Origin of the sequence: Actinomadura rugatobispora (assembly GCF_042656285.1) — a bacterium.
Lineage (GTDB): Bacteria > Actinomycetota > Actinomycetes > Streptosporangiales > Streptosporangiaceae > Spirillospora > Spirillospora rugatobispora.
Genome location: NZ_JBHSON010000014.1, coordinates 150,191 through 167,543, shown reverse-complemented (window position 1 = coordinate 167,543; position 17,353 = coordinate 150,191). Strand labels below are relative to the sequence as shown.

Below are 17,353 nucleotides of genomic sequence, written 5' to 3'. Positions count from 1 at the left end.
GCTGCTGGCCGCCGCCGCGGACCGGCTCACCCGCCGCGGCCCGCGGTTCCGGGCGGCGCTCCTGGCCGGGCTGGCCGGCCCGGAGCGGTCCCGGCTGGCCGGCCTGTGGACGGCGGCGCTGCCCGGCCGCGCCCGGTCCGGCCGCTCCCCGGTGCGCGGCGCGGAGATCGCGCGGCGCAACGAGCTGATCGAGGTGGTGCTGCTGCTGCGGCGTCGCGGCGTCGCCGAACCCGCGCTGGAGACCTGGGCGCGGGCGGCGGCCGCGCGCTGGCTGTCGGCGCGGCAGCTGGACGCGCACTTCGCGGGCGACCGGGAGCTGCGCGCCGCCCTCAAGGACCTGGTCGCCGAGGCGCGGGGACGGGGTGAGTGAGGGATGCATCCCGTCGTCCTGCTGCTCCTGGCCGCCGCCTGGGTGGGCGCCATGTGGCTGGGGTTCGCGGTCGTGTTCCCCGTGCTGTTCCCCGCCACGCTCGTCATCGCGGGCGCCGCCGCGCTCGGCCTGTACTACCTGCACGCGTGCCGCACCCTGGGGCCGTCCACCGCGAAGGGCCCCTCGCCCGTGGCCGAGCCCGAGATCTCCTACCGGCACTACCTCCTCTCCCAGGTGTGGTGGGACTGGTGGGCCATCGCCCGTACGGTGGTCCCCCGCGTCTGGAAGACCGCCTCCGGCATCGTGGTGACCCTGACCAAGACGCTGATGGGCGGGCCCTGGGGGTTCTTCGCCCTCCCCATATGGCTGGCCCTCTGCGCGGGCATAGCCGCGGCCGCGATACCGGCCGCCGCCATAGGCGCGGCCCTCACCGTCCTGTACGGGGCGGTCGCCGCCGTGGGCCTGGCCACATGGCTGGTGTGCGTGTTCGTGCTCGCCGCGGTGGAACGCCTCTCGATGGCCTACGCGCGCATCCTGCAGACCTGCCCGCACCCGTTCTGCTACGAGAAGATCGCCCTGCCCGTGTACGAGTGCCCGGGGTGCGGGGCGCGGCATCCCCGCCTCACCCCCGGCCCGGCGGGCGCGTTCCGGCACGTGTGCCGCTGCGGCGCCCGCCTGCCCACGACCGTGTTCCTGGGGCGCTTCCGCCTGGCCGCGTACTGCCCGCACTGCAACGGCCGCCTCCCGGAACGGATCGGGCGCGTACGGGTGGAGCCGCTCCCCTTCGTGGGCGGCCCCGCCGCGGGCAAGACGACGTTCATGATCCTCGGCATCCGCGCCCTGCACGTCCGTGCCCAGGCCCTGGACGGGCGGCTGGCGTTCGTCGAGCAGCGCCACGCCCAGGCGTACGCGATCGCGATCGAGGAGTTCCAGCGCGGCGGCCGTCCCGCCAAGACCGGGCCCGAGCTGCCCCTGGCCACCATGGTCGACATCGACCTGCCGGGCCGCGCCCGCAGGATCCTCTACCTGTTCGACCCGGCCGGGGAGCACTACACCGGCGCCACCGAGGTCGAGTCGCTGCGCTACCTCGACCACGGCGAGGCCCTGCTGTTCGTCGTCGACCCGTTCGCGCTGCCCCAGGTCCGCGCCGCCCTCACCGCCGAGGAGCGTGACCGCGTCGACCGTTCGGCGGCCTCCTCCGACGAGGACCCCGCCGACACGCTGCAGCGCGTCCTGAACGGCCTGCGCTCCCGCCCCGACCGGGGCCGCCAGAAGCGGGTGGCGGTCATCGTCACCAAGACCGACCTGCTGGCCGCCACCGAGATCGGCCGCGTCCCCGGCCGCGACGACGCCCCGGAGGGCGAGAGACTCGACGGGGACGGGGCGCTGCGCGCCTGGCTCGACCACGTCGGCCTCGGCAACACCGTCCGCGCCCTCGACCAGGTCGCGGGCGAGGTCCGCTACTTCGGCTCCGGGCTGGCCACCGACCCCGACGGCGTGGCCGACCTGCTGGCCTGGGCCTCCGGCCTGCCCGCCGACCGGAGGCAGCCCGCCGGCGCGGACTCCGCCGCGGATCGGGGCGCGGATCCCGGCGGCGAGCTCCCCGGCACCGCGCCGCTGCGAGCGCCCTGGCCGGTGCGCGGCCGCGACGCCACCCGCGTGCCCGCCGGATACCAGGCGGGCCGCTGGGCCGTCCTGGTGGGGCTGTCGGTCCTCACCGTCGCCACGCTGACCGGCGCGGTCGTCGCCGCCGCCGAACGCTTCCCGTTCCCGTACTGGGCGCCCTTCTGAGGCCCTCCCGGCGGGACGGGTTCAGCGGCGGCCGACGGCGGCGAACAGGAACGTCCCGGCCGGGTCGACCGCGTGCGCCGGATCGTCCGGGCCGCCGTCCGGCCACCACTCCGGCGCGTACACCAGGCCCGGCTCCTCCAGCTCGAAGCCGTCCATCAGCACGGCGATCTCCGGGCGGGAGCGCAGCGCGATCGACGCCGTGGACGCGTCGTACACGGTCCGGGCCGTCCCGGCGGCCTCGGGCCGGTTGCCCTCGCTGGTGACGTGGCTGAACACCAGCGCGCTGCCGGGCGCCATGCGCGCCCGCAGCAGCCGCACCACGCCCGCCGGGTCCTGCTCGTCGGTCACGAAGTGCAGCACCGCCAGCAGCAGCACCGCCACCGGCTGGGAGAGGTCGATCAGCTCGCGCGTCGCCGGGTCGTCCAGGATCGCCTCGGGATCGCGCACGTCGCCCTGCACGACGGTCACGCCCGGCGCCGAGGCCAGCAGCGCCCGCCCGTGCGTCACCACCACGGGATCGTTGTCGGAGTAGACGACCCGCGCGCCGGGGTCGACCTCCTGCGCGACCTCGTGCACGTTGGGCCGGGTCGGCAGCCCCGACCCGAAGTCGACGAACTGGCGGATGCCCGCCTGGGCCAGCCGCCGCACCGCGCGCCGCAGGAACGCCCGGTTCTCCCGGACGGTGATGAGGGTCTCCGGCGCGGCGGCCAGCAGCCGCTCGGCGGCCTCCCGGTCGGCGGCGTAGTGGTCCTTGCCGCCGAGCAGGTAGTCGTAGATGCGGGCGACGTTGGGGACGCTCGCGTCGACGCCCGCGATCGTCCCGCCGCCCCGCTCCTCCATCGCCGTCACCGGACCGCCGCCCCGCCGGCGTCGACCGGGACCTCCACGGGCCGGTGGATGACCGCCTCGCCGATCCACGGGACGGCCGTGGCCGGGCCCGCCAGGCGCAGCCCCGGCAGCCGGGTCGCCAGCGCCCCGAACGCCTCCTGCAGCTCCATCCGGGCGAGGTTGGCGCCCAGGCAGTAGTGCGGGCCGTGGCCGAAGCTGAGGTGGTGCCGGCGCGCACCGTCCAGGCCGCCGTCGGCGTCGCGCTCGCCGGCGAACCGCGTCACGTCGAAGCGCTCGGGCTCGGGGAAGATCTCGGGGTCCAGGTTGCCCGCGGGCAGCAGCAGGAACACCGCCTCGCCGGCCTCGACCACCCCGGCGCCGAGCTCGACGCGCTCGGTCATCCGGCGCAGCACCCCGTAGCCGCCGGGGCCGTCGTAGCGCAGGATCTCCTCGACCGCCGCCGGGACCAGGCCGGGGTCGGCGGCCAGCGCCGCCCACCGCTCGGGGTGGCTCAGCAGCCGCAGCGCGCCCCGGGAGATCTGCGCGGCTGTGGTCTCGTGCCCGGCCAGGATCAGCCCGAACACCAGGCCGACCAGTTCGTCCTCGCTGAGCCGGTCGCCCTCGTCGCGGGCCTGCACCAGGACGTCGATCAGGTCCTCGGGGCCGTCGCCGGAGCGCCCGCGGTGGTCCGCGACCAGCTCCGCCGCGTACCCGGCGAACTCCATCGCGGCGACCATGCGGTCCTCGGCCGAGGCGTCGGCGGTGGACAGGAACAGCTCCGTCCAGCGCCGGAACCGCGGCTGGTCCTCGGCCGCCACGCCCATCAGCTCGCAGATGACCAGGCTGGGCAGCGGGAAGGCGAAGGCCTCCACCAGGTCGACGGGGGCGGGCCCGGCGGCGATCCGGTCGACCAGCTCCGCGGTGATCTCGCGGACCCGGGGCCGCCAGCCCTCGATCTGGCGGGGCGTGAACGTCCCCGACAGGATCCGCCGCAGCCGGGTGTGCTCGGGCGGGTCCTGGTTGAGGATGGAGGTCGGGTTGTCCTCCAGGCTCATGCCCTTGGTCAGCCGCGGGGCGCCCTCGTAGCGCAGGTTGCGGCTGGCCGCCGAGTGCGCCAGCACGGTGCGGATGTCGTCGTGCCGGGCGATCGCGCGGATCCGGTCGCCGCTGGGCAGGGTGAGCGGCGCCAGCGGGGCGGTCGCGTGCCGCTCGGCGAAGCGCGGGGACGGCGGTCCCAGCTCGCCCGGCGGCAGCTCCGGCCAGGCCCAGCCCAGCCGGCCCGCGGCGGGGATCGTCGCGTGCGGGTGGTGCGCCTGCTCCGGCACGCCCTCTGACTGCGGGGGCATCGCGTTCCTTTCACCGTCGGTCAGCCAGGATCCTATGACGATCACCATGCCCCCCGTCCCGGCCGAACCGAACGGCGCTCGCGTGGTTTTGGCCACTTGAGGACGCCTTGCTCGATGTCCGAGATGCCCCGGATGTGACGCACCCCACTCCCTGACGAGGCAGATAACGGACCGTCATCCGGTTTCACCCCAGTGGGACCTGGACCGACGCGGAACGGCGCGTCCTGCCCCGGCCCGGTCCCGGGAACGCGACAGAGAGGTGACGACATGGCGACCGCGCCCGACGAGACCCGGCCGGCCTCCCCCCACCCGATCCTCGACGAGGCGGCGCAGGACCTGCTGTTCCGCGAGGCCCGCACCGCCAACAGCTTCACCGCCGAGCCGGTGACCGACGAGCAGGTGCGCGCCATCTACGAGCTGGTCAAGTGGGGTCCGACCGCGATGAACAGCCAGCCGCTGCGGCTGGTGCTGGTCCGTTCCGCCGGGGCCCGCGAGCGGCTCCTCCCGCTGATGTCCGAGGGCAACCGCGCCAAGACCGCCTCCGCCCCGCTGACGCTGATCGTCGCGGCGGACGGCGACTTCCACGAGCACCTGCCGGCCACCTTCCCGCACCGGGCGGACGCGCGGGAGTCGCTGGCCGCGCACCCGGGACGGGAGCGGATCGCGCACTTCAACGCCAGCATCCAGCTCGGGTACCTGATCCTCGGCATCCGCGCGCTCGGCCTGGCCGCCGGGCCGATGGCCGGGTTCGACGCGGTCGGCGTGAAGAAGGAGTTCCTGGGCGACACCAACCAGGAGCCCGTCGCCGTGGTGAACATCGGCCGTCCCGGGCCCGACGCCTGGTTCCAGCGCAACCCGCGCCTGGACTACGAGCAGGTCGTCACCACCATCTGACCGGTCCTCCCGGTCCCTCCCCCGACGCTGCCCCCTCCCCGACGCTCGACGGAGTTGCCCATGTCGCAGGCGGTCTCGCGCCCCGGTCCCCCGGCGACGCGCCCGGACCAGACCGCGGACGCCACGCCGGGCCGGCCGCTGCGGATGATCTTCATCCTGGGCGCGCTGACCGCGGTCGCGCCGCTGTCGATCGACATGTACCTGCCCGCGCTGCCGCAGCTGACCGAGGACCTGTCCACCGACGCCGTGCGGACCCAGCTCACCCTGACCGCCTGCGTGGTGGGCCTGGCCGTGGGGCAGGCGATCGCCGGGCCGCTCAGCGACGCCTTCGGCCGCCGCCGCCCGCTGCTGATCGGCGTCGCCGCGTACGCGGTGGCGTCCCTGCTGTGCGCGCTGGCGCCCACCGTGGAGACGCTGATCGCGCTGCGGCTGGTGCAGGGCGCCACCGGCGCCGCCGGGATCGTGATCGCCCGCGCGATCGTCCGGGACCGCTACGACGGCGCCGCCGCGGCCCGGTTCTTCTCCACGCTGATGCTGGTCAACGGGCTGGCGCCGATCCTGGCGCCGGTGCTGGGCGGCCAGCTGCTGCGCGTCACGCCGTGGCCCGGCGTGTTCGCCGTGCTCTCCGGGATCGGGGTGGCGCTGTTCCTGGCCGCCCTGGCGGGGCTCCCGGAGACCCTGCCGGCCGGGTCGCGCGCAGGCGGGGGCGTGCGCGCGACCCTGGCCACCTTCCGCGGGCTGCTGGCCGACCGGGTCTTCGCCGGGTACGCGCTGGCGCTCGGGCTGTCCTTCGCCTCGATGTTCGTCTACATCTCCGGCTCGCCGTTCGTGCTGCAGGACCTGTACGGGCTCTCCCCGCAGGCGTTCAGCCTGGCGTTCGGGATCAACGCGGTCGGCATCGTCGCCGCGGGCCAGGTCGGCGGGCGGCTGGCCGGGCGCGTCCCGCTGCGGCGGCTGCTGGGCTGCGGGGTGGCGGTGGCCGCCGCGGCCGCCGCCGCGCTGCTCGCCGCCGTGCTCGCCGGGGCCGGGCTCGCGATCGTGCTGCCCGCGCTGTTCCTGGTGGTCGCCGCACAGGGGATGGTCCTGCCGAACGCCACGGCCCTCGGCCTGACCGGACGGCCGCCGCGGGTGGCCGGCAGCGCCTCCGCGCTCCTCGGCGTCGCCCAGTTCGCCATCGGCGGCGCGGCGGCGCCGCTGGCCGGGCTCGGCGGCACGGGCACCGCGGTCCCCATGGCCGCCGCGATCGCCGCGCTGGTCGCCGGCGCCGCCCTGGCGGCCGGGATCGTCGCCCGTCCCGCAACGGTTGCGTCACAGGACTGACCGGTCGTACGGTCGGTAGGGTGATCGTCAGAATCGGCTTCATGCCCGCGCCCGCCCCGCCCGACCGGGACGACCTCACCGCCTTGGTCCTGGGACTGGAGCGCGAGGGGTTCGACTCGCTGTGGGTCTCCGAGCGGCCCACCGGCCCCGCCGGCGACCCGGTCGTCGCCCTCACCTACGCGGCGGCGCTCACCACCCGGATCAAGCTCGGCACCGCGGTGATGGCGCTGCCCGGCCGCCCGCCCGCGCTGGTGGCGCAGGAACTGGCCTCCCTCGACCTGCTCTCCGGGGGACGGCTGCTGCCCGCCTTCGGGCTCGGCGTCCGCGGCACCGCCGAGCAGCAGGCGTTCGGCGTCCGGCGCGAGGACCGCGCCGCGATGCTGGAGGAGGCGCTGCCGCTGCTGCGCCGCTTCTGGGCCGAGGACGAGGTCACCCACCACGGCGCCTTCTACGACTACGACGGGCTCCGCCTCACCCCCAAACCGGCCGCGCGGGGCTTCGACGTGTGGCTGGGCGGCGCGTCCGACGCCGAGCTGCGCCGCACCGGGCGGCTGTCGGACGGCTGGCTCGCCTCGTTCACCACCCCCGCCGAGGGGGAACGCGGGCGGCTGCTGATCCGGCGGACCGCCGCCGAGGCCGGACGGGAGGTCGAGGAGGAGCACTTCGGCGCGGTGATCCCCTACCGCCGCGGGCCCGTCACCCCCGAACTGGAGCGGCGGCTGTCGGGCGCCGCGCGCCGCGTCCACGGCCCCGCCTCGCCCGACGACGTCGCCCCCGCCCTGGAGGACCTGGAGCCCCACCTCAAGCGGATGGTGGAGGCCGGGCTGTCGAAGTTCGTGCTGTTCCCGCTGGCCCCGGTGCGGGACTGGGACGCCGAACTGGCGGACGTGCGCGACGCCGTCCTGCACCTCCAGACCCGCAAGCCCTAATCGCCGGCCGGGCGGAGCGCGGCGAGCACGAACGCCGAGACCTCCTCGGCCAGCTCGGCCGCGCTCTTGGGGCCGTCCGCGCGGTACCAGTGCGGCAGCTGGTTCACCATGCCCAGGGCGACGATCGTGACCGTGTCGGCCGACGCCCCCGCCGCGAACACCCCGTCCCGCTGGGCACGTTCCACCAGCTCCCGGAACCGCACGTGGTAGCGGCGCCGGTCGGCCCGCACCGCGTGCATCCGGTCGTGGTCGAGCCGGTGCATCTCGCGGGCGAACACCTTCGCCTCGTCGACGTGCTCGGCGGTGCTCTCGATCAGCTCGATGATGATCGCCCGCACCGTCTCCGCGGGCGGCCGGCCCGCCGCCAGCGCCCGGTCCAGATCGGCCAGCTGCCGGGAGATCAGCGAGTGGTAGATCTCGTAGAGCAGGTCGTCCTTGGAGTCGAAGTAGTGGTAGAGCGCGCCCTTGGTGACCTCGGCCGCCGCCACGACCTCCTGCACGGAGGTGCCGTCGAAGCCGCGCTCGGCGAACAGCCGGACGGCGGCGTCCAGGATCCGCCGCTCGACCGCGCTCCGCCGGACGGCGGCGGCGCGCTCCGGTCCCGCCATGCTCTCGTGTCCCTCCATTGACGACCGCCGCGGCCCGGTCTTAGCTTGCCAGGAAAACCGACCGGTCGGTACGGCCCCGCCGTCCCCGAGGAGGCCCCGCCCCATGCCCTCAGTCGAGACCGCCCGCGGACCCGTCGACACCGGCTCCCTCGGCCGCACCCTGATGCACGAGCACGTCTTCGTCCTGTCCGCCGAGCACGTCGCCAACTACGGGGCGGGCTCCTGGTGGGACGAGGAGGAACGGGTCGCCGACGCGATCGCCAAGCTCCGCGAGCTGACCGGCCGGGGCATCACCACCATCGCCGACCCCACCGTGTGGGGACTGGGCCGCTACATCCCGCGCATCAAGCGGATCGCCGAGCAGGTCCCCGGCCTCAACATCATCGTCGCGACCGGCCTCTACACCTACAACGACGTGCCGTTCCAGCTGCTCTACCGCGGCCCCGGCACCCTGCTCGGCGGCCCCGACCCGCTGGTCGCCGACTTCGTCCGCGACCTGACCGAGGGCATCGGCGACACCGGCGTGCGGGCCGCCTTCCTCAAGTGCGCCGTCGACACCCCCGGCATGGTCCCGGGCGTGGAACGGGTGCTGCGGGCCGTCGCCGCCGCGCACCGCGAGACCGGCGCGCCCGTCACCGTCCACACCGCGAGCTCCGCCGGGACGGGCCGGCCCGTCGTCGACCTGCTCGGCAAGGAGGGCGTCGACCTGGGCAAGGTCGTCATCGGCCACGCCGGCGACTCCAACGACCTCGACTACCTCAAGGCGCTCGCCGACACCGGCGCCCTCCTGGGCATGGACCGCTTCGGCCTGGACGCCTACAACTCCACCGCCGAGCGCGCCGGAACCGTCGCCGCCCTGTGCGCGCAGGGCTACGCCGACCGGATGGTGCTCAGCCACGACGCCAGCTGCTACATCGACTGGTTCGGCCCCGACCCCGACGGCCTGCGCGGCATGGCCCCCAACTGGAACTACCGGCACATCAGCGACGACGTCCTGCCCGCGCTGCGGTCGCTGGGCGTCACCGAGGCCCAGCTCGACCAGATGCTGGTGGAGAACCCCCGGCGCTACTTCTCCCCGTAGAAGATCGGGAGCGCCCGGCGCGGGTAGATCGTTCAATGTGACGACCACCTGAGGTGTCACCGGCACGGCCGGAGGAGGCACGGAGTGGACCAGACCCCCGAGCGCCGGGGACCGGGCGGCTGCGCCGGATGCCTGCTGATCCTGGCCGTCCTCGCCGCGATCGTGGCCGTGCTCGCCGGCCGCCCGCTGCTGGAGGGCGGCCCGGAGGAGGCCGCGCCGCCGATGCTGACCGCGCCGGCCTCGCCGTCCCCGGCCCGGACGGGCGACGCCAGGCCCTCAGGCCGGCGGCCCGGCGTCGTCAACATCGACACCGAGCAGGGCCTGCGCATGACCCGCGCCGCCGGGACCGGCATCCTGCTGGACGGCTCCGGACTCGTCCTCACCAACAACCACGTCATCCAGGGCGCGACCCGGATCCGCGGCACCGTCACCGACAACGGCCGCCGCTTCACCGCCGACGTCCTCGGCTACGACAAGTCCGGCGACATCGCGGTGATCCGGCTGCGCGGCGCCGCCGGGCTGCGCCCCGCCGCCTTCGGCGACTCCACCCGCGCCGTCCCGGGCGACCCCGTCACCGCGGTCGGGAACGCGGGCGGCAAGGGCGGCTCCCCCCGCGCCGTCACCGGGACGATCATCGCGCTGGGCCGGCAGATCACCGCCACCGACCAGAGCGACGGCAGCGCCGAACGGCTCACCGAGATGATCGAGACCGACGCGCCCATCCGCCCCGGCGACTCCGGCGGCCCGCTGCTCAACTCCACCGGGGAGGTCATCGGCGTGAACACCGCCGCCTCCGCCGGGTTCCAGATGGAGCAGAACGGCGCGCAGCGCGGCTTCGCGATCCCGTCCAACCGCGCGCTGACCGTGGCCCGCCAGATCCAGCGCGGCGAATCCTCCCCGACCGTCCACATCGGCAAGACCCCCATGCTCGGGGTCGAGGTCCGTTCCGTGGGCCCGCGCTCGACCGGCAACCCCACCCCGGCCCCCGCCGCCTCCGGCGCCCTGATCTCCGGCCTCATCCCCGGCGGCCCCGCCGAGGCCGCCGGCCTCCGCCGGGGCGCCGTCATCGTCGCCCTCAACGGGCGCCCGGTCGTCTCGCCCAGCGCCCTGACCGACCTGCTCCTGCTGCACCGGCCCGGCGACACCGTCCAGGTGGCCTGGACCGACACCGACGGCCGCAGCTACACGACCCCCGTCCTCCTCGCCGAAGGCCCTCCCCAGTAGGGATCAGCGGGTGAGGCGAGGGAGGGCGGCGGCCTGGCGGATGGCGTGTTCGGGGCGGTGGGCGGTGGTGCCGCCGTCGATGACGATGGTCTGGCCGGTGATGCAGCGGGCCTCGGCGGAGGCCAGGAAGGCGACCAGGGCGGCCACGTCCTCGGGCTCGCAGGCGTCGGGCAGCAGCCGTTCGGCGGCCTTCTCCGCGAGCCGGGCGGGGGTCATGGCGCGGCGCGCCGCCTCGGTGAGGACCAGGGCGGGGGCGACGGCGTTGCAGCGGATGCCGCGCGCCCCGTACATCGTGGCGACGTAGCGGGTGAAGGAGACGAGGCCCGCCTTGGCGGCGCCGTAGGCGGCGTGGTCGGTGTCGCCGACCAGGGCGGACACCGAGGTGGTGTTGACCACGGCCGCGCCCGCCTCCATGTGCGGGACGGCGTGCTTGACGCACAGCATCGCGCCGCGCAGGTCGACGGCGAAGGTGCGGTCCCAGACCTCCACGTCCATCTCGGTGAGGTCGAGGTCGCGGCCGTAGACGTCCGGTGACAGGACGGCGGCGTTGTTGTGCAGGACGTCCAGCCGGCCGTGCGCCGCCAGGGCCGTGGCGACCATGGCGCGGACGTCGTCCTCGTCGCCGACGTCGGCGGTGGCGGCGCGGGCCGTGCCGCCGTCCTTCACGATCAGCGCGGCGGTCTCGGCGGCGGTGTCGGGGTCGACGTCGGCGGCGGTGACGGCGGCGCCCTCGGCGGCCAGGCGCAGGGCGCAGGCGCGTCCGATGCCGGAGCCTGCCCCGGTGACCAGCGCGGCGCGGCCGGCGAACCTCATCGCTCGTCCCACTCGACGGGGAGGGACTCCAGGCCCCGGCCGACCATGCTCCTGCGGTAGGCGGGGGCGGCGCCCGGGGCGAGGCGGAGGGTGGGGAGGCGGGTGGTGAGGCGTTCGAAGGCGATCTCCATCTTGAGGCGGCTCAGCGCGGCGCCCACGCAGTGGTGGACGCCGTAACCGAACACCATGTGCTCGCGGGCGTTGGGACGGCGGACGTCGAAGCGCTCGGGGTCGGGGAAGACGGTCTCGTCGTGCCCGGCCGAGTCGGCGTGCAGGAGCACCTGGACGCCGGCGGGGATCACCGTGCCGTGCAGGGTCACCTCGCGGGTGGTGGTGCGGAAGCTGCCCAGGCTGGCGCCGTCGGCGCGCAGGCTCTCCTCGATCATGCCGGGGATCAGCGCCGGGTCCGCGAGGAGCTCCTCCCACACGTGGCGCTCGCGGAGCAGCCGGTGGACGGCGTTGGACAGCCCGTTGGGCACGGTGTCGTTGCCGCCCAGCAGCAGCGCGCTGATCGTCTCGACCACCTCGCGGTGCGAGAGGTCGGTGCCGATGAGCCCGGCCATGAGGGAGACGAAGTCGTCGCGGGGCTCGGCGCGGCGCTCGCTGACCAGGCGGTCGACGTAGTCGAGGTACTTGAGGAAGTCCTGGGCGAGCTCGCGCTGGCGCTCGGGCGGCTGCGGCGACAGGAACAGCTGGAACCAGGACGTCACCCAGTGCTTGACGCGCTCCTCGTCCTCGGGCGGGACGCCGATGAAGACGGCGGCGAGGCGGGCCGAGGGCAGGTGGGCGATCGCGGCGGTGAAGTCGGCGCCGCCCTCGGGGACGACGGCGTCGAGGACGGCGTCGAACTCGGCGCGGAACCGGTCCCCGAGGCGGGCGACGGCGCGGGGCGTGAACGCGCGGGAGATGGCCCGCCGCATGCGGGTGTGCTTGGGCGGGTCGACGTTGGCGGCGAAGTCGTCCAGGAACGAGCGGTGCTCCCCCAGGGACTCCTTGACCTCGTCGGTGAGAGTGCGGGAGATGGTGAGGGAGCCGATGCTGGAGTAGGTCTCGTGGTCGCGGTAGGCGGCGCGCACGTCCGGGTGGCGGGTCAGCACCCACATCCGCAGGTGGTCGCTCCAGAAGACGGGATGGTCGTGGCGGAGGCGCCGCAGGAACGGGTAGGGGTTCGCGACGTGCCACTCGGCGGTGACGTCGAAGTCGGCGGCGGTCTCGGGGACGGTCACGGACGGCCTCCGGTGAGGATCGCTCGGGGGTTGGCGACGAGCATCTGGTGGATCTGGTCCTCGGTGACGCCCGCGGCGCGCAGGGCGGGCAGGACGTCCCGGGAGATGTGCAGCAGGTGGTAGTTCGGGTGGCGCCGTTTCACGACCTCGACGTCGAAGCGGTCGTTGAAGCAGTAGGAGTCGTGGGAGAGGACCATGCGCCCGGCGTGGCCGCGCTCGCACATGGCGGCGACGGTGGCGACCCGGTCCTCGAACGAGGTGAACTCGATACCGAAGCGGTCCATGCCGAGGTAGGAGCCGCCCGCGGCCAGTTCTTCGAGGTAGCCCAGGTCGGTGGAGTCGCCGGCGTGCCCGATCACGACGCGGGACAGGTCGACGCCCTCTTCGGCGAGGAGTTTCTGCTGGTCCAGGCCGTTGCGGGTGGCGGACTCGCTGTGCGTGGTGATCGGCACCCCGGTCTCGCGGTGGGCGCGGGCGACGGCGCGGATGACCCGTTCGACGCCGGGCGTGATGCCCTGGCGGCCGGTGGCGCACTTGAGCATGCCCGCCTTGACGCCGGTGCGGCCGATGCCCTCGGTGATGTCGCGGACGAAGAACTCGGCGAGCCGGTCGGGGCCGCCGAAGAGGGTGCCGGGGCCGCGGTTGCCGAAGTAGGGCGGCAGCGCGTCGTAGGTGTAGAGGCCGGTGGCGGCGACGATGTTCAGGCCGGTCTGCTCGGCGACGCGCTGCACGGCGGGGAGGTACCGGCCGAGCCCGATCACGGTGAGGTCGACGATCGTGTCGATCCCGGCGGCCTTGAGCTCGTCGAGCCTGGCGGCGGCCTCGCGGGCGCGGGCCTCCAGGTCCCAGCCCTCGGGGATGTCGGGCCAGTTCCACAGGATCTCCGGGCTGAGCCCGAAGATGTGCTCGTGCATCAGGGTGGCGCCGGGGTCGGCGATCGGCCCGCGGACGGTCTCGACGCTCATGACGCCTCCACGACGGGGAAGAGCGGATGGTCGAACGGCTCGTTGACCGTGAGCCCGAGGCCGTCGGTCTGCCCGTACGGGGCGCCGGTGTAGAGGGCGGCGGCGTCGAAGTAGGTCGCGGTGAACGACAGCCGAGGCCGGTCGCGGCCGTTGGCGGGGGCGCCGTGGATCACCAGGCTGCTGTGCACGGTGGCGTCGCCCGCCGCCATGTCGAAGGGCGCGGACAGCTCCAGGTCGGCCAGCCAGGGGTGCTGGCCGAGGGCGTCGTCCCCCTCGCGGACGAAGCTGCGGCCCAGCGGCCCGTAGAGGTGGGAGCGCTCGTAGAAGCGCAGGGCGCCCATGTCGGCGGGCACCTCGTCGAGGGCGAGCCAGACGGTGAGCATCGCCGAGCGGTCCATGGGCATCCAGGGGAAGTCCTGGTGGAAGACCGTCGCGCCGTGCCCGTCGGCGCCCGCCGGCTCCTTGATCAGGAGGTTGGTGACCTGGAGGCGCACCGCGTCCACGCCGACCAGCAGCCGGGTGACGTTGCGGGCCAGCGCCGGCGCCGTGGCCAGGGCGCCGAACGCCTCGTCGTGCCGGGCGATGTCGCGGTCCTGGCCGAACGCCCGGTCGACGAAGCCGTTGCGGAAGGCGCCGCGGCGGGCGGCGAGCCGTTCCAGGGCGCGCTCACGCAGGCCGGCGACGAAGCCGGGGTCGACCAGGCCGGGCAGCCGGGCCCAGCCGCGTTCTCGGAAAGCGGCGACCTCCGCGCCGGTCACCTCGCGTACGGGGGCCTGCAGAACCGGTACACCCATGGGCGCCGTCCCTCACACCGAGTCCCTGTCCTGTCGGGACGGTAACGCCACACCACCATGGCGAGCAAGCGCTTGGTATCAGTGTCGGCGTGCCGAGCACGGCACAACGGATGCGACAGTGGAGGACGCGCACGACCACGGAGGGTGGGTGACATGAGCCGGAAGGCCCCTCAGGAGGACTTCGACGACAGCGGCCTGCAGGTGACCGGGCCCAAGGACTGGGCGGCCGGGGTCCCCGGCGTCACGGCCGCGCTGCGGCAGTCCTACGACCAGATGGGCGCCGCCCGCACCGCGCTGGCCCTGCTGCGCGTCAACCAGAAGCAGGGCTTCGACTGCCCCGGCTGCGCCTGGCCCGAGGGCGACAAGCGGCACCTCGCCGAGTTCTGCGAGAACGGTGCCAAGGCCGTCGCCGAGGAGGCCACCACCCGGCGGATCACCCGCGAGTTCTTCGCCCGCCACAGCATCACCGAGCTGGCCGGGCGCAGCGACCTGTGGCTCGGGCAGCAGGGGCGGCTGACCGAGCCGATGCTCAAGCGCGCCGGGTCCGACCACTACGAGCCGGTGGCCTGGGACGAGGCGTTCGACCTGCTCGCCTCCGAGCTGAACGCCCTCGCCTCCCCCGACGAGGCCGTCTTCTACACCTCGGGCCGCACCAGCAACGAGGCCGCCTTCGCCTACCAGCTGTTCGTGCGCGCGTTCGGAACCAACAACCTCCCCGACTGCAGCAACATGTGCCACGAGTCGTCCGGCTCGGCACTGAACGAGACGATCGGGATCGGCAAGGGCTCGGTGCTGCTGGAGGACCTCCACAAGTCCGACCTGATCTTCGTCGTCGGGCAGAACCCCGGCACCAACCACCCCCGGATGCTGTCGGCGCTGGAGGAGGCCAAGAAGGCGGGCGCGCGGATCGTCGCCGTCAACCCGCTGCCCGAGGCCGGGCTGATGCGCTTCAAGAACCCGCAGCGCCCCTCCGGGGTCACCGGGCGGGGCACCGCGCTGGCCGACCGCTACCTCCAGATCCGGCTGAACGGCGACCTCGCCCTGTTCCAGTCGCTCAACCGGCTGCTGGTGGAGAAGGACGCGATCGACCACGCGTTCATCGCCGAACACACCGCCGGCTTCGAGGCCCTCAAGGAGCACCTGACCGGCCTGGACTGGGAGGAGGTCCTGGAGGCCACCGGCCTGACCAGGGCCGACATCGACGCCGTCCTCGGCGACGTCCTGGGGGCCGAGCGGATCGTGGTGTGCTGGGCGATGGGCCTCACCCAGCACCGCAACGCCGTCCCCACCATCCGCGAGGTCGTCAACTTCCTGCTGCTGCGCGGCAACATCGGCCGTCCCGGCGCGGGCGTGTGCCCGGTGCGCGGGCACTCCAACGTGCAGGGCGACCGGACCATGGGCATCTTCGAGCGCCCGGCCGCCGCGTTCCTGGACGCCCTGGCCGCGGAGTTCTCCTTCGAGCCGCCGCGCGAGCACGGCCTCGACACCGTCGAGGCGATCCGGGCCATGCGGGACGGCCGGGCCGGGGTGTTCCTCGGCATGGGCGGCAACTTCGTCCGCGCCACCCCCGACTCCGCCGTCACCGAGGCGGCGATGCGCCGGCTCCGGCTCACCGCGCACGTGTCGACCAAGCTGAACCGCTCCCACACCGTGACCGGGGAGCGGGCGCTGATCCTGCCGACGCTGGGCCGCACCGAACGCGACGAGCAGGCGGCCGGCGCGCAGTTCGTGTCGGTCGAGGACTCCATGGGCATGGTGCACGCCTCCCGCGGCCGCCTCGCCCCGGCCGGGCCGAAGCTGCTGTCGGAGGTCGCGATCGTCTGCCGCCTCGCCCGCGCCGCGCTCCCGGCCTCGGGCATCGACTGGGCCGCGATGGAGCACGACTACGACGTGATCCGCGACCACGTGTCGCGGGTCGTGCCCGGCTTCGAGCGCTTCAACGAGCGGATCCGCGAGCCCGGCGGGTTCACGCTGCCGCACGCGCCGCGCGACGACCGCCGCTTCCCCACCGCCACCGGCAAGGCCAACCTCACGGTGAACGGGCTGGAGGTGCTGCGCGTCCCGGAGGGGCGGCTGCTGCTCCAGACCGTCCGCAGCCACGACCAGTACAACACCACCGTCTACGGCATGGACGACCGCTACCGGGGCGTCAAGGCCGGCCGCCGCGTCGTGTTCGTCAACCCCGATGACCTGGCGGCGCTGGGCCTGGCCGACGGCGCGACCGTCGACCTGGTGTCGGAGTGGTCCGACGGCGTGGAGCGGCGGGCGACCGCCTTCCGGATCATCTCCTACCCGACGGCGAAGGGCTGCGCGGCGGCCTACTTCCCCGAGACCAACGTGCTCGTCCCGCTCGACAGCACCGCCGACATCAGCAACACCCCCACCTCCAAGTCGATCGTCGTGCGGCTCGAACCGGCGGAGGCGGCGGGCACGGCCTGACCGGTCGTCGCGGGGCCGGACGCTGTTCTAGGCTCGGGCCATGACAGCGTCCCAGTCCCCGGCCGAGCCCGAAGGCGCCGGCTCCCCGTCCCACTTGCCAGAGCTGCGCGCCTCCGACGCCGACCGGGACCGCGTGGCCAACGTGCTGCGCGACGCGGCGGGCGAGGGGCGCCTCACCCTGGAGGAACTCGACGAGCGGCTGAACGCGGTCTACTCGGCCAGGACCTACGCCGAGCTGGAGCCGATCACCCGCGACCTGCCCGTCCCGGACGGCGCCCCCGCCGCCCCGGTCGCCGCCCACCGGGCCGCCGGACCCGCGGCCGACGCCCCCAGCTGGAAGACCGGCTTCGGAATCCTGGCCGCGTTCCAGCGCCAGGGCGTGTGGACGGTCCCGAAGAACTTCACCGCGTTCGCGTTCTGGGGCGGCGGCAAGATCGACCTGCGCGAGGCCCGGTTCGCCGAGGGCGAGGTCCGGATCCGGGCCTTCGCGATCATGGGCGGGATCGAGGTGATCGTGCCCGACGACCTGACCGTCCACGTCAAGGGCCTGGCCATCATGGGCGGCTTCGACCAGCGCGCCAGCGGCCCCGGCACCCCCGGCTCCCCCAAGGTCATCGTGTCCGGCCTGTCCTTCTGGGGCGGCGTCGACGTCAAGCGCAAGGCCCGCCGCGAGCAGAAGAAACTCCGCAAGGAGCAGCGGCAGCAGGGCGAGATCGAGTAGTCCG

15 protein-coding genes and 1 pseudogene are annotated in these 17,353 nt (G+C 74.5%); 9 read left to right on the top strand and 7 right to left on the bottom strand.

Annotation, left to right across the window (positions count from 1 at the left end; all coding sequences use genetic code 11):
* Together ACFPZN_RS13000 and ACFPZN_RS12995 are read left to right on the top strand one after the other, a co-directional pair.
* Nucleotides 1–370, top strand: a pseudogene (locus ACFPZN_RS13000) (hypothetical protein); the annotation flags it as partial.
* A gap of 3 nt (nt 371–373) precedes the next feature.
* Nucleotides 374–2,161 (top strand): TRAFAC clade GTPase domain-containing protein, encoded by a 1,788-nt coding sequence (locus ACFPZN_RS12995; RefSeq protein WP_378282148.1) that lies wholly within the window; start codon nt 374–376, stop codon nt 2,159–2,161.
* 21 nt (nt 2,162–2,182) lie between these two features.
* Here the strand turns inward: ACFPZN_RS12995 and ACFPZN_RS12990 are convergent, their stop codons facing one another.
* Together ACFPZN_RS12990 and ACFPZN_RS12985 are read right to left on the bottom strand one after the other, a co-directional pair.
* Nucleotides 2,183–3,001: an SAM-dependent methyltransferase gene (locus ACFPZN_RS12990; protein WP_378282154.1), complete on the bottom strand. Its 819-nt coding sequence runs from the start codon at nt 2,999–3,001 to the stop codon at nt 2,183–2,185.
* A 5-nt stretch (nt 3,002–3,006) separates the two neighbouring features.
* Nucleotides 3,007–4,335 carry a cytochrome P450 gene (locus ACFPZN_RS12985; protein ID WP_378282147.1) on the bottom strand — a complete coding sequence of 443 codons (1,329 nt, stop codon included), beginning with the start codon at nt 4,333–4,335 and terminating at the stop codon, nt 3,007–3,009.
* Nucleotides 4,336–4,602: 267 nt separating this feature from the next.
* Between ACFPZN_RS12985 and ACFPZN_RS12980 the strand changes: the two genes are divergently transcribed.
* Genes ACFPZN_RS12980 through ACFPZN_RS12970 form a run of 3 tightly spaced genes read left to right on the top strand, consistent with a single transcriptional unit; the run spans nt 4,603 to nt 7,478 of the window.
* Nucleotides 4,603–5,229 carry a malonic semialdehyde reductase gene (locus tag ACFPZN_RS12980; protein WP_378282146.1) on the top strand — a complete coding sequence of 209 codons (627 nt, stop codon included), beginning with the start codon at nt 4,603–4,605 and terminating at the stop codon, nt 5,227–5,229.
* 60 nt (nt 5,230–5,289) lie between these two features.
* A complete protein-coding gene (locus tag ACFPZN_RS12975) occupies nt 5,290–6,549 on the top strand; it encodes a multidrug effflux MFS transporter (RefSeq protein ID WP_465252305.1) in 1,260 nt (419 codons plus the stop codon).
* A 20-nt stretch (nt 6,550–6,569) separates the two neighbouring features.
* On the top strand, nt 6,570–7,478 hold the full coding sequence (locus ACFPZN_RS12970) for an LLM class flavin-dependent oxidoreductase (RefSeq protein ID WP_378282145.1): 909 nt from the start codon (nt 6,570–6,572) through the stop codon (nt 7,476–7,478).
* Here ACFPZN_RS12970 and ACFPZN_RS12965 read toward each other — a convergent pair.
* Entirely contained in the window at nt 7,475–8,086 is a 612-nt protein-coding gene (locus ACFPZN_RS12965; protein WP_378282144.1) for a TetR/AcrR family transcriptional regulator, read from the bottom strand. The two genes, ACFPZN_RS12970 and ACFPZN_RS12965, sit on opposite strands and share 4 nt — an antisense overlap.
* A gap of 103 nt (nt 8,087–8,189) precedes the next feature.
* On the opposite strand from ACFPZN_RS12965, the gene ACFPZN_RS12960 reads away from it, so the two are divergent.
* Both ACFPZN_RS12960 and ACFPZN_RS12955 read left to right on the top strand, forming a co-directional pair.
* Complete coding sequence (locus ACFPZN_RS12960) at nt 8,190–9,167, top strand: phosphotriesterase family protein (RefSeq protein ID WP_378282143.1); 978 nt, start codon at nt 8,190–8,192, stop codon at nt 9,165–9,167.
* A gap of 84 nt (nt 9,168–9,251) precedes the next feature.
* Nucleotides 9,252–10,391: a S1C family serine protease gene (locus ACFPZN_RS12955; RefSeq protein WP_378282142.1), complete on the top strand. Its 1,140-nt coding sequence runs from the start codon at nt 9,252–9,254 to the stop codon at nt 10,389–10,391.
* A gap of 3 nt (nt 10,392–10,394) precedes the next feature.
* Here the strand turns inward: ACFPZN_RS12955 and ACFPZN_RS12950 are convergent, their stop codons facing one another.
* From ACFPZN_RS12950 to ACFPZN_RS12935, 4 genes are read right to left on the bottom strand one after another with little or no spacing between them, the layout of a single operon-like run.
* Nucleotides 10,395–11,204: an SDR family NAD(P)-dependent oxidoreductase gene (locus tag ACFPZN_RS12950; RefSeq protein WP_378282141.1), complete on the bottom strand. Its 810-nt coding sequence runs from the start codon at nt 11,202–11,204 to the stop codon at nt 10,395–10,397.
* On the bottom strand, nt 11,201–12,430 hold the full coding sequence (locus ACFPZN_RS12945) for a cytochrome P450 (protein WP_378282140.1): 1,230 nt from the start codon (nt 12,428–12,430) through the stop codon (nt 11,201–11,203). Before ACFPZN_RS12945 ends, ACFPZN_RS12950 begins: the two co-directional genes overlap by 4 nt.
* The gene (locus ACFPZN_RS12940) at nt 12,427–13,395 is read right to left on the bottom strand and encodes a phosphotriesterase family protein (protein WP_378282139.1); all 969 of its coding nucleotides are present in this window, start codon (nt 13,393–13,395) and stop codon (nt 12,427–12,429) included. Before ACFPZN_RS12940 ends, ACFPZN_RS12945 begins: the two co-directional genes overlap by 4 nt.
* On the bottom strand, nt 13,392–14,189 hold the full coding sequence (locus ACFPZN_RS12935) for a phytanoyl-CoA dioxygenase family protein (RefSeq protein WP_378282138.1): 798 nt from the start codon (nt 14,187–14,189) through the stop codon (nt 13,392–13,394). The genes ACFPZN_RS12940 and ACFPZN_RS12935 overlap by 4 nt, the downstream gene beginning before the upstream one ends.
* Before the next feature lie 153 nt (nt 14,190–14,342).
* Between ACFPZN_RS12935 and ACFPZN_RS12930 the strand changes: the two genes are divergently transcribed.
* Nucleotides 14,343–16,628 carry an FdhF/YdeP family oxidoreductase gene (locus ACFPZN_RS12930; protein WP_378282137.1) on the top strand — a complete coding sequence of 762 codons (2,286 nt, stop codon included), beginning with the start codon at nt 14,343–14,345 and terminating at the stop codon, nt 16,626–16,628.
* A 40-nt stretch (nt 16,629–16,668) separates the two neighbouring features.
* Nucleotides 16,669–17,349: a DUF1707 SHOCT-like domain-containing protein gene (locus tag ACFPZN_RS12925; RefSeq protein ID WP_378282136.1), complete on the top strand. Its 681-nt coding sequence runs from the start codon at nt 16,669–16,671 to the stop codon at nt 17,347–17,349.
* Nucleotides 17,350–17,353: the final 4 nt, after the last annotated feature.

Excerpts from the sequence above, each read along its gene's own strand:
- ACFPZN_RS12930 (WP_378282137.1), top strand. The coding sequence starts at position 14,343 with ATGAGCCGGAAGGCCCCTCAGGAGGACTTCGACGACAGCGGCCTGCAG.
- ACFPZN_RS12960 (WP_378282143.1), top strand. The coding sequence starts at position 8,190 with ATGCCCTCAGTCGAGACCGCCCGCGGACCCGTCGACACCGGCTCCCTC.
- ACFPZN_RS12965 (WP_378282144.1), bottom strand. The coding sequence starts at position 8,086 with ATGGCGGGACCGGAGCGCGCCGCCGCCGTCCGGCGGAGCGCGGTCGAG.
- ACFPZN_RS12990 (WP_378282154.1), bottom strand. The coding sequence starts at position 3,001 with ATGGAGGAGCGGGGCGGCGGGACGATCGCGGGCGTCGACGCGAGCGTC.
- ACFPZN_RS12940 (WP_378282139.1), bottom strand. The coding sequence starts at position 13,395 with ATGAGCGTCGAGACCGTCCGCGGGCCGATCGCCGACCCCGGCGCCACC.
- ACFPZN_RS12985 (WP_378282147.1), bottom strand. The coding sequence starts at position 4,335 with ATGCCCCCGCAGTCAGAGGGCGTGCCGGAGCAGGCGCACCACCCGCAC.
- ACFPZN_RS12995 (WP_378282148.1), top strand. The coding sequence starts at position 374 with ATGCATCCCGTCGTCCTGCTGCTCCTGGCCGCCGCCTGGGTGGGCGCC.
- ACFPZN_RS12925 (WP_378282136.1), top strand. The coding sequence starts at position 16,669 with ATGACAGCGTCCCAGTCCCCGGCCGAGCCCGAAGGCGCCGGCTCCCCG.
- ACFPZN_RS12980 (WP_378282146.1), top strand. The coding sequence starts at position 4,603 with ATGGCGACCGCGCCCGACGAGACCCGGCCGGCCTCCCCCCACCCGATC.
- ACFPZN_RS12950 (WP_378282141.1), bottom strand. The coding sequence starts at position 11,204 with ATGAGGTTCGCCGGCCGCGCCGCGCTGGTCACCGGGGCAGGCTCCGGC.
- ACFPZN_RS12935 (WP_378282138.1), bottom strand. The coding sequence starts at position 14,189 with ATGGGTGTACCGGTTCTGCAGGCCCCCGTACGCGAGGTGACCGGCGCG.
- ACFPZN_RS12975 (WP_465252305.1), top strand. The coding sequence starts at position 5,290 with ATGTCGCAGGCGGTCTCGCGCCCCGGTCCCCCGGCGACGCGCCCGGAC.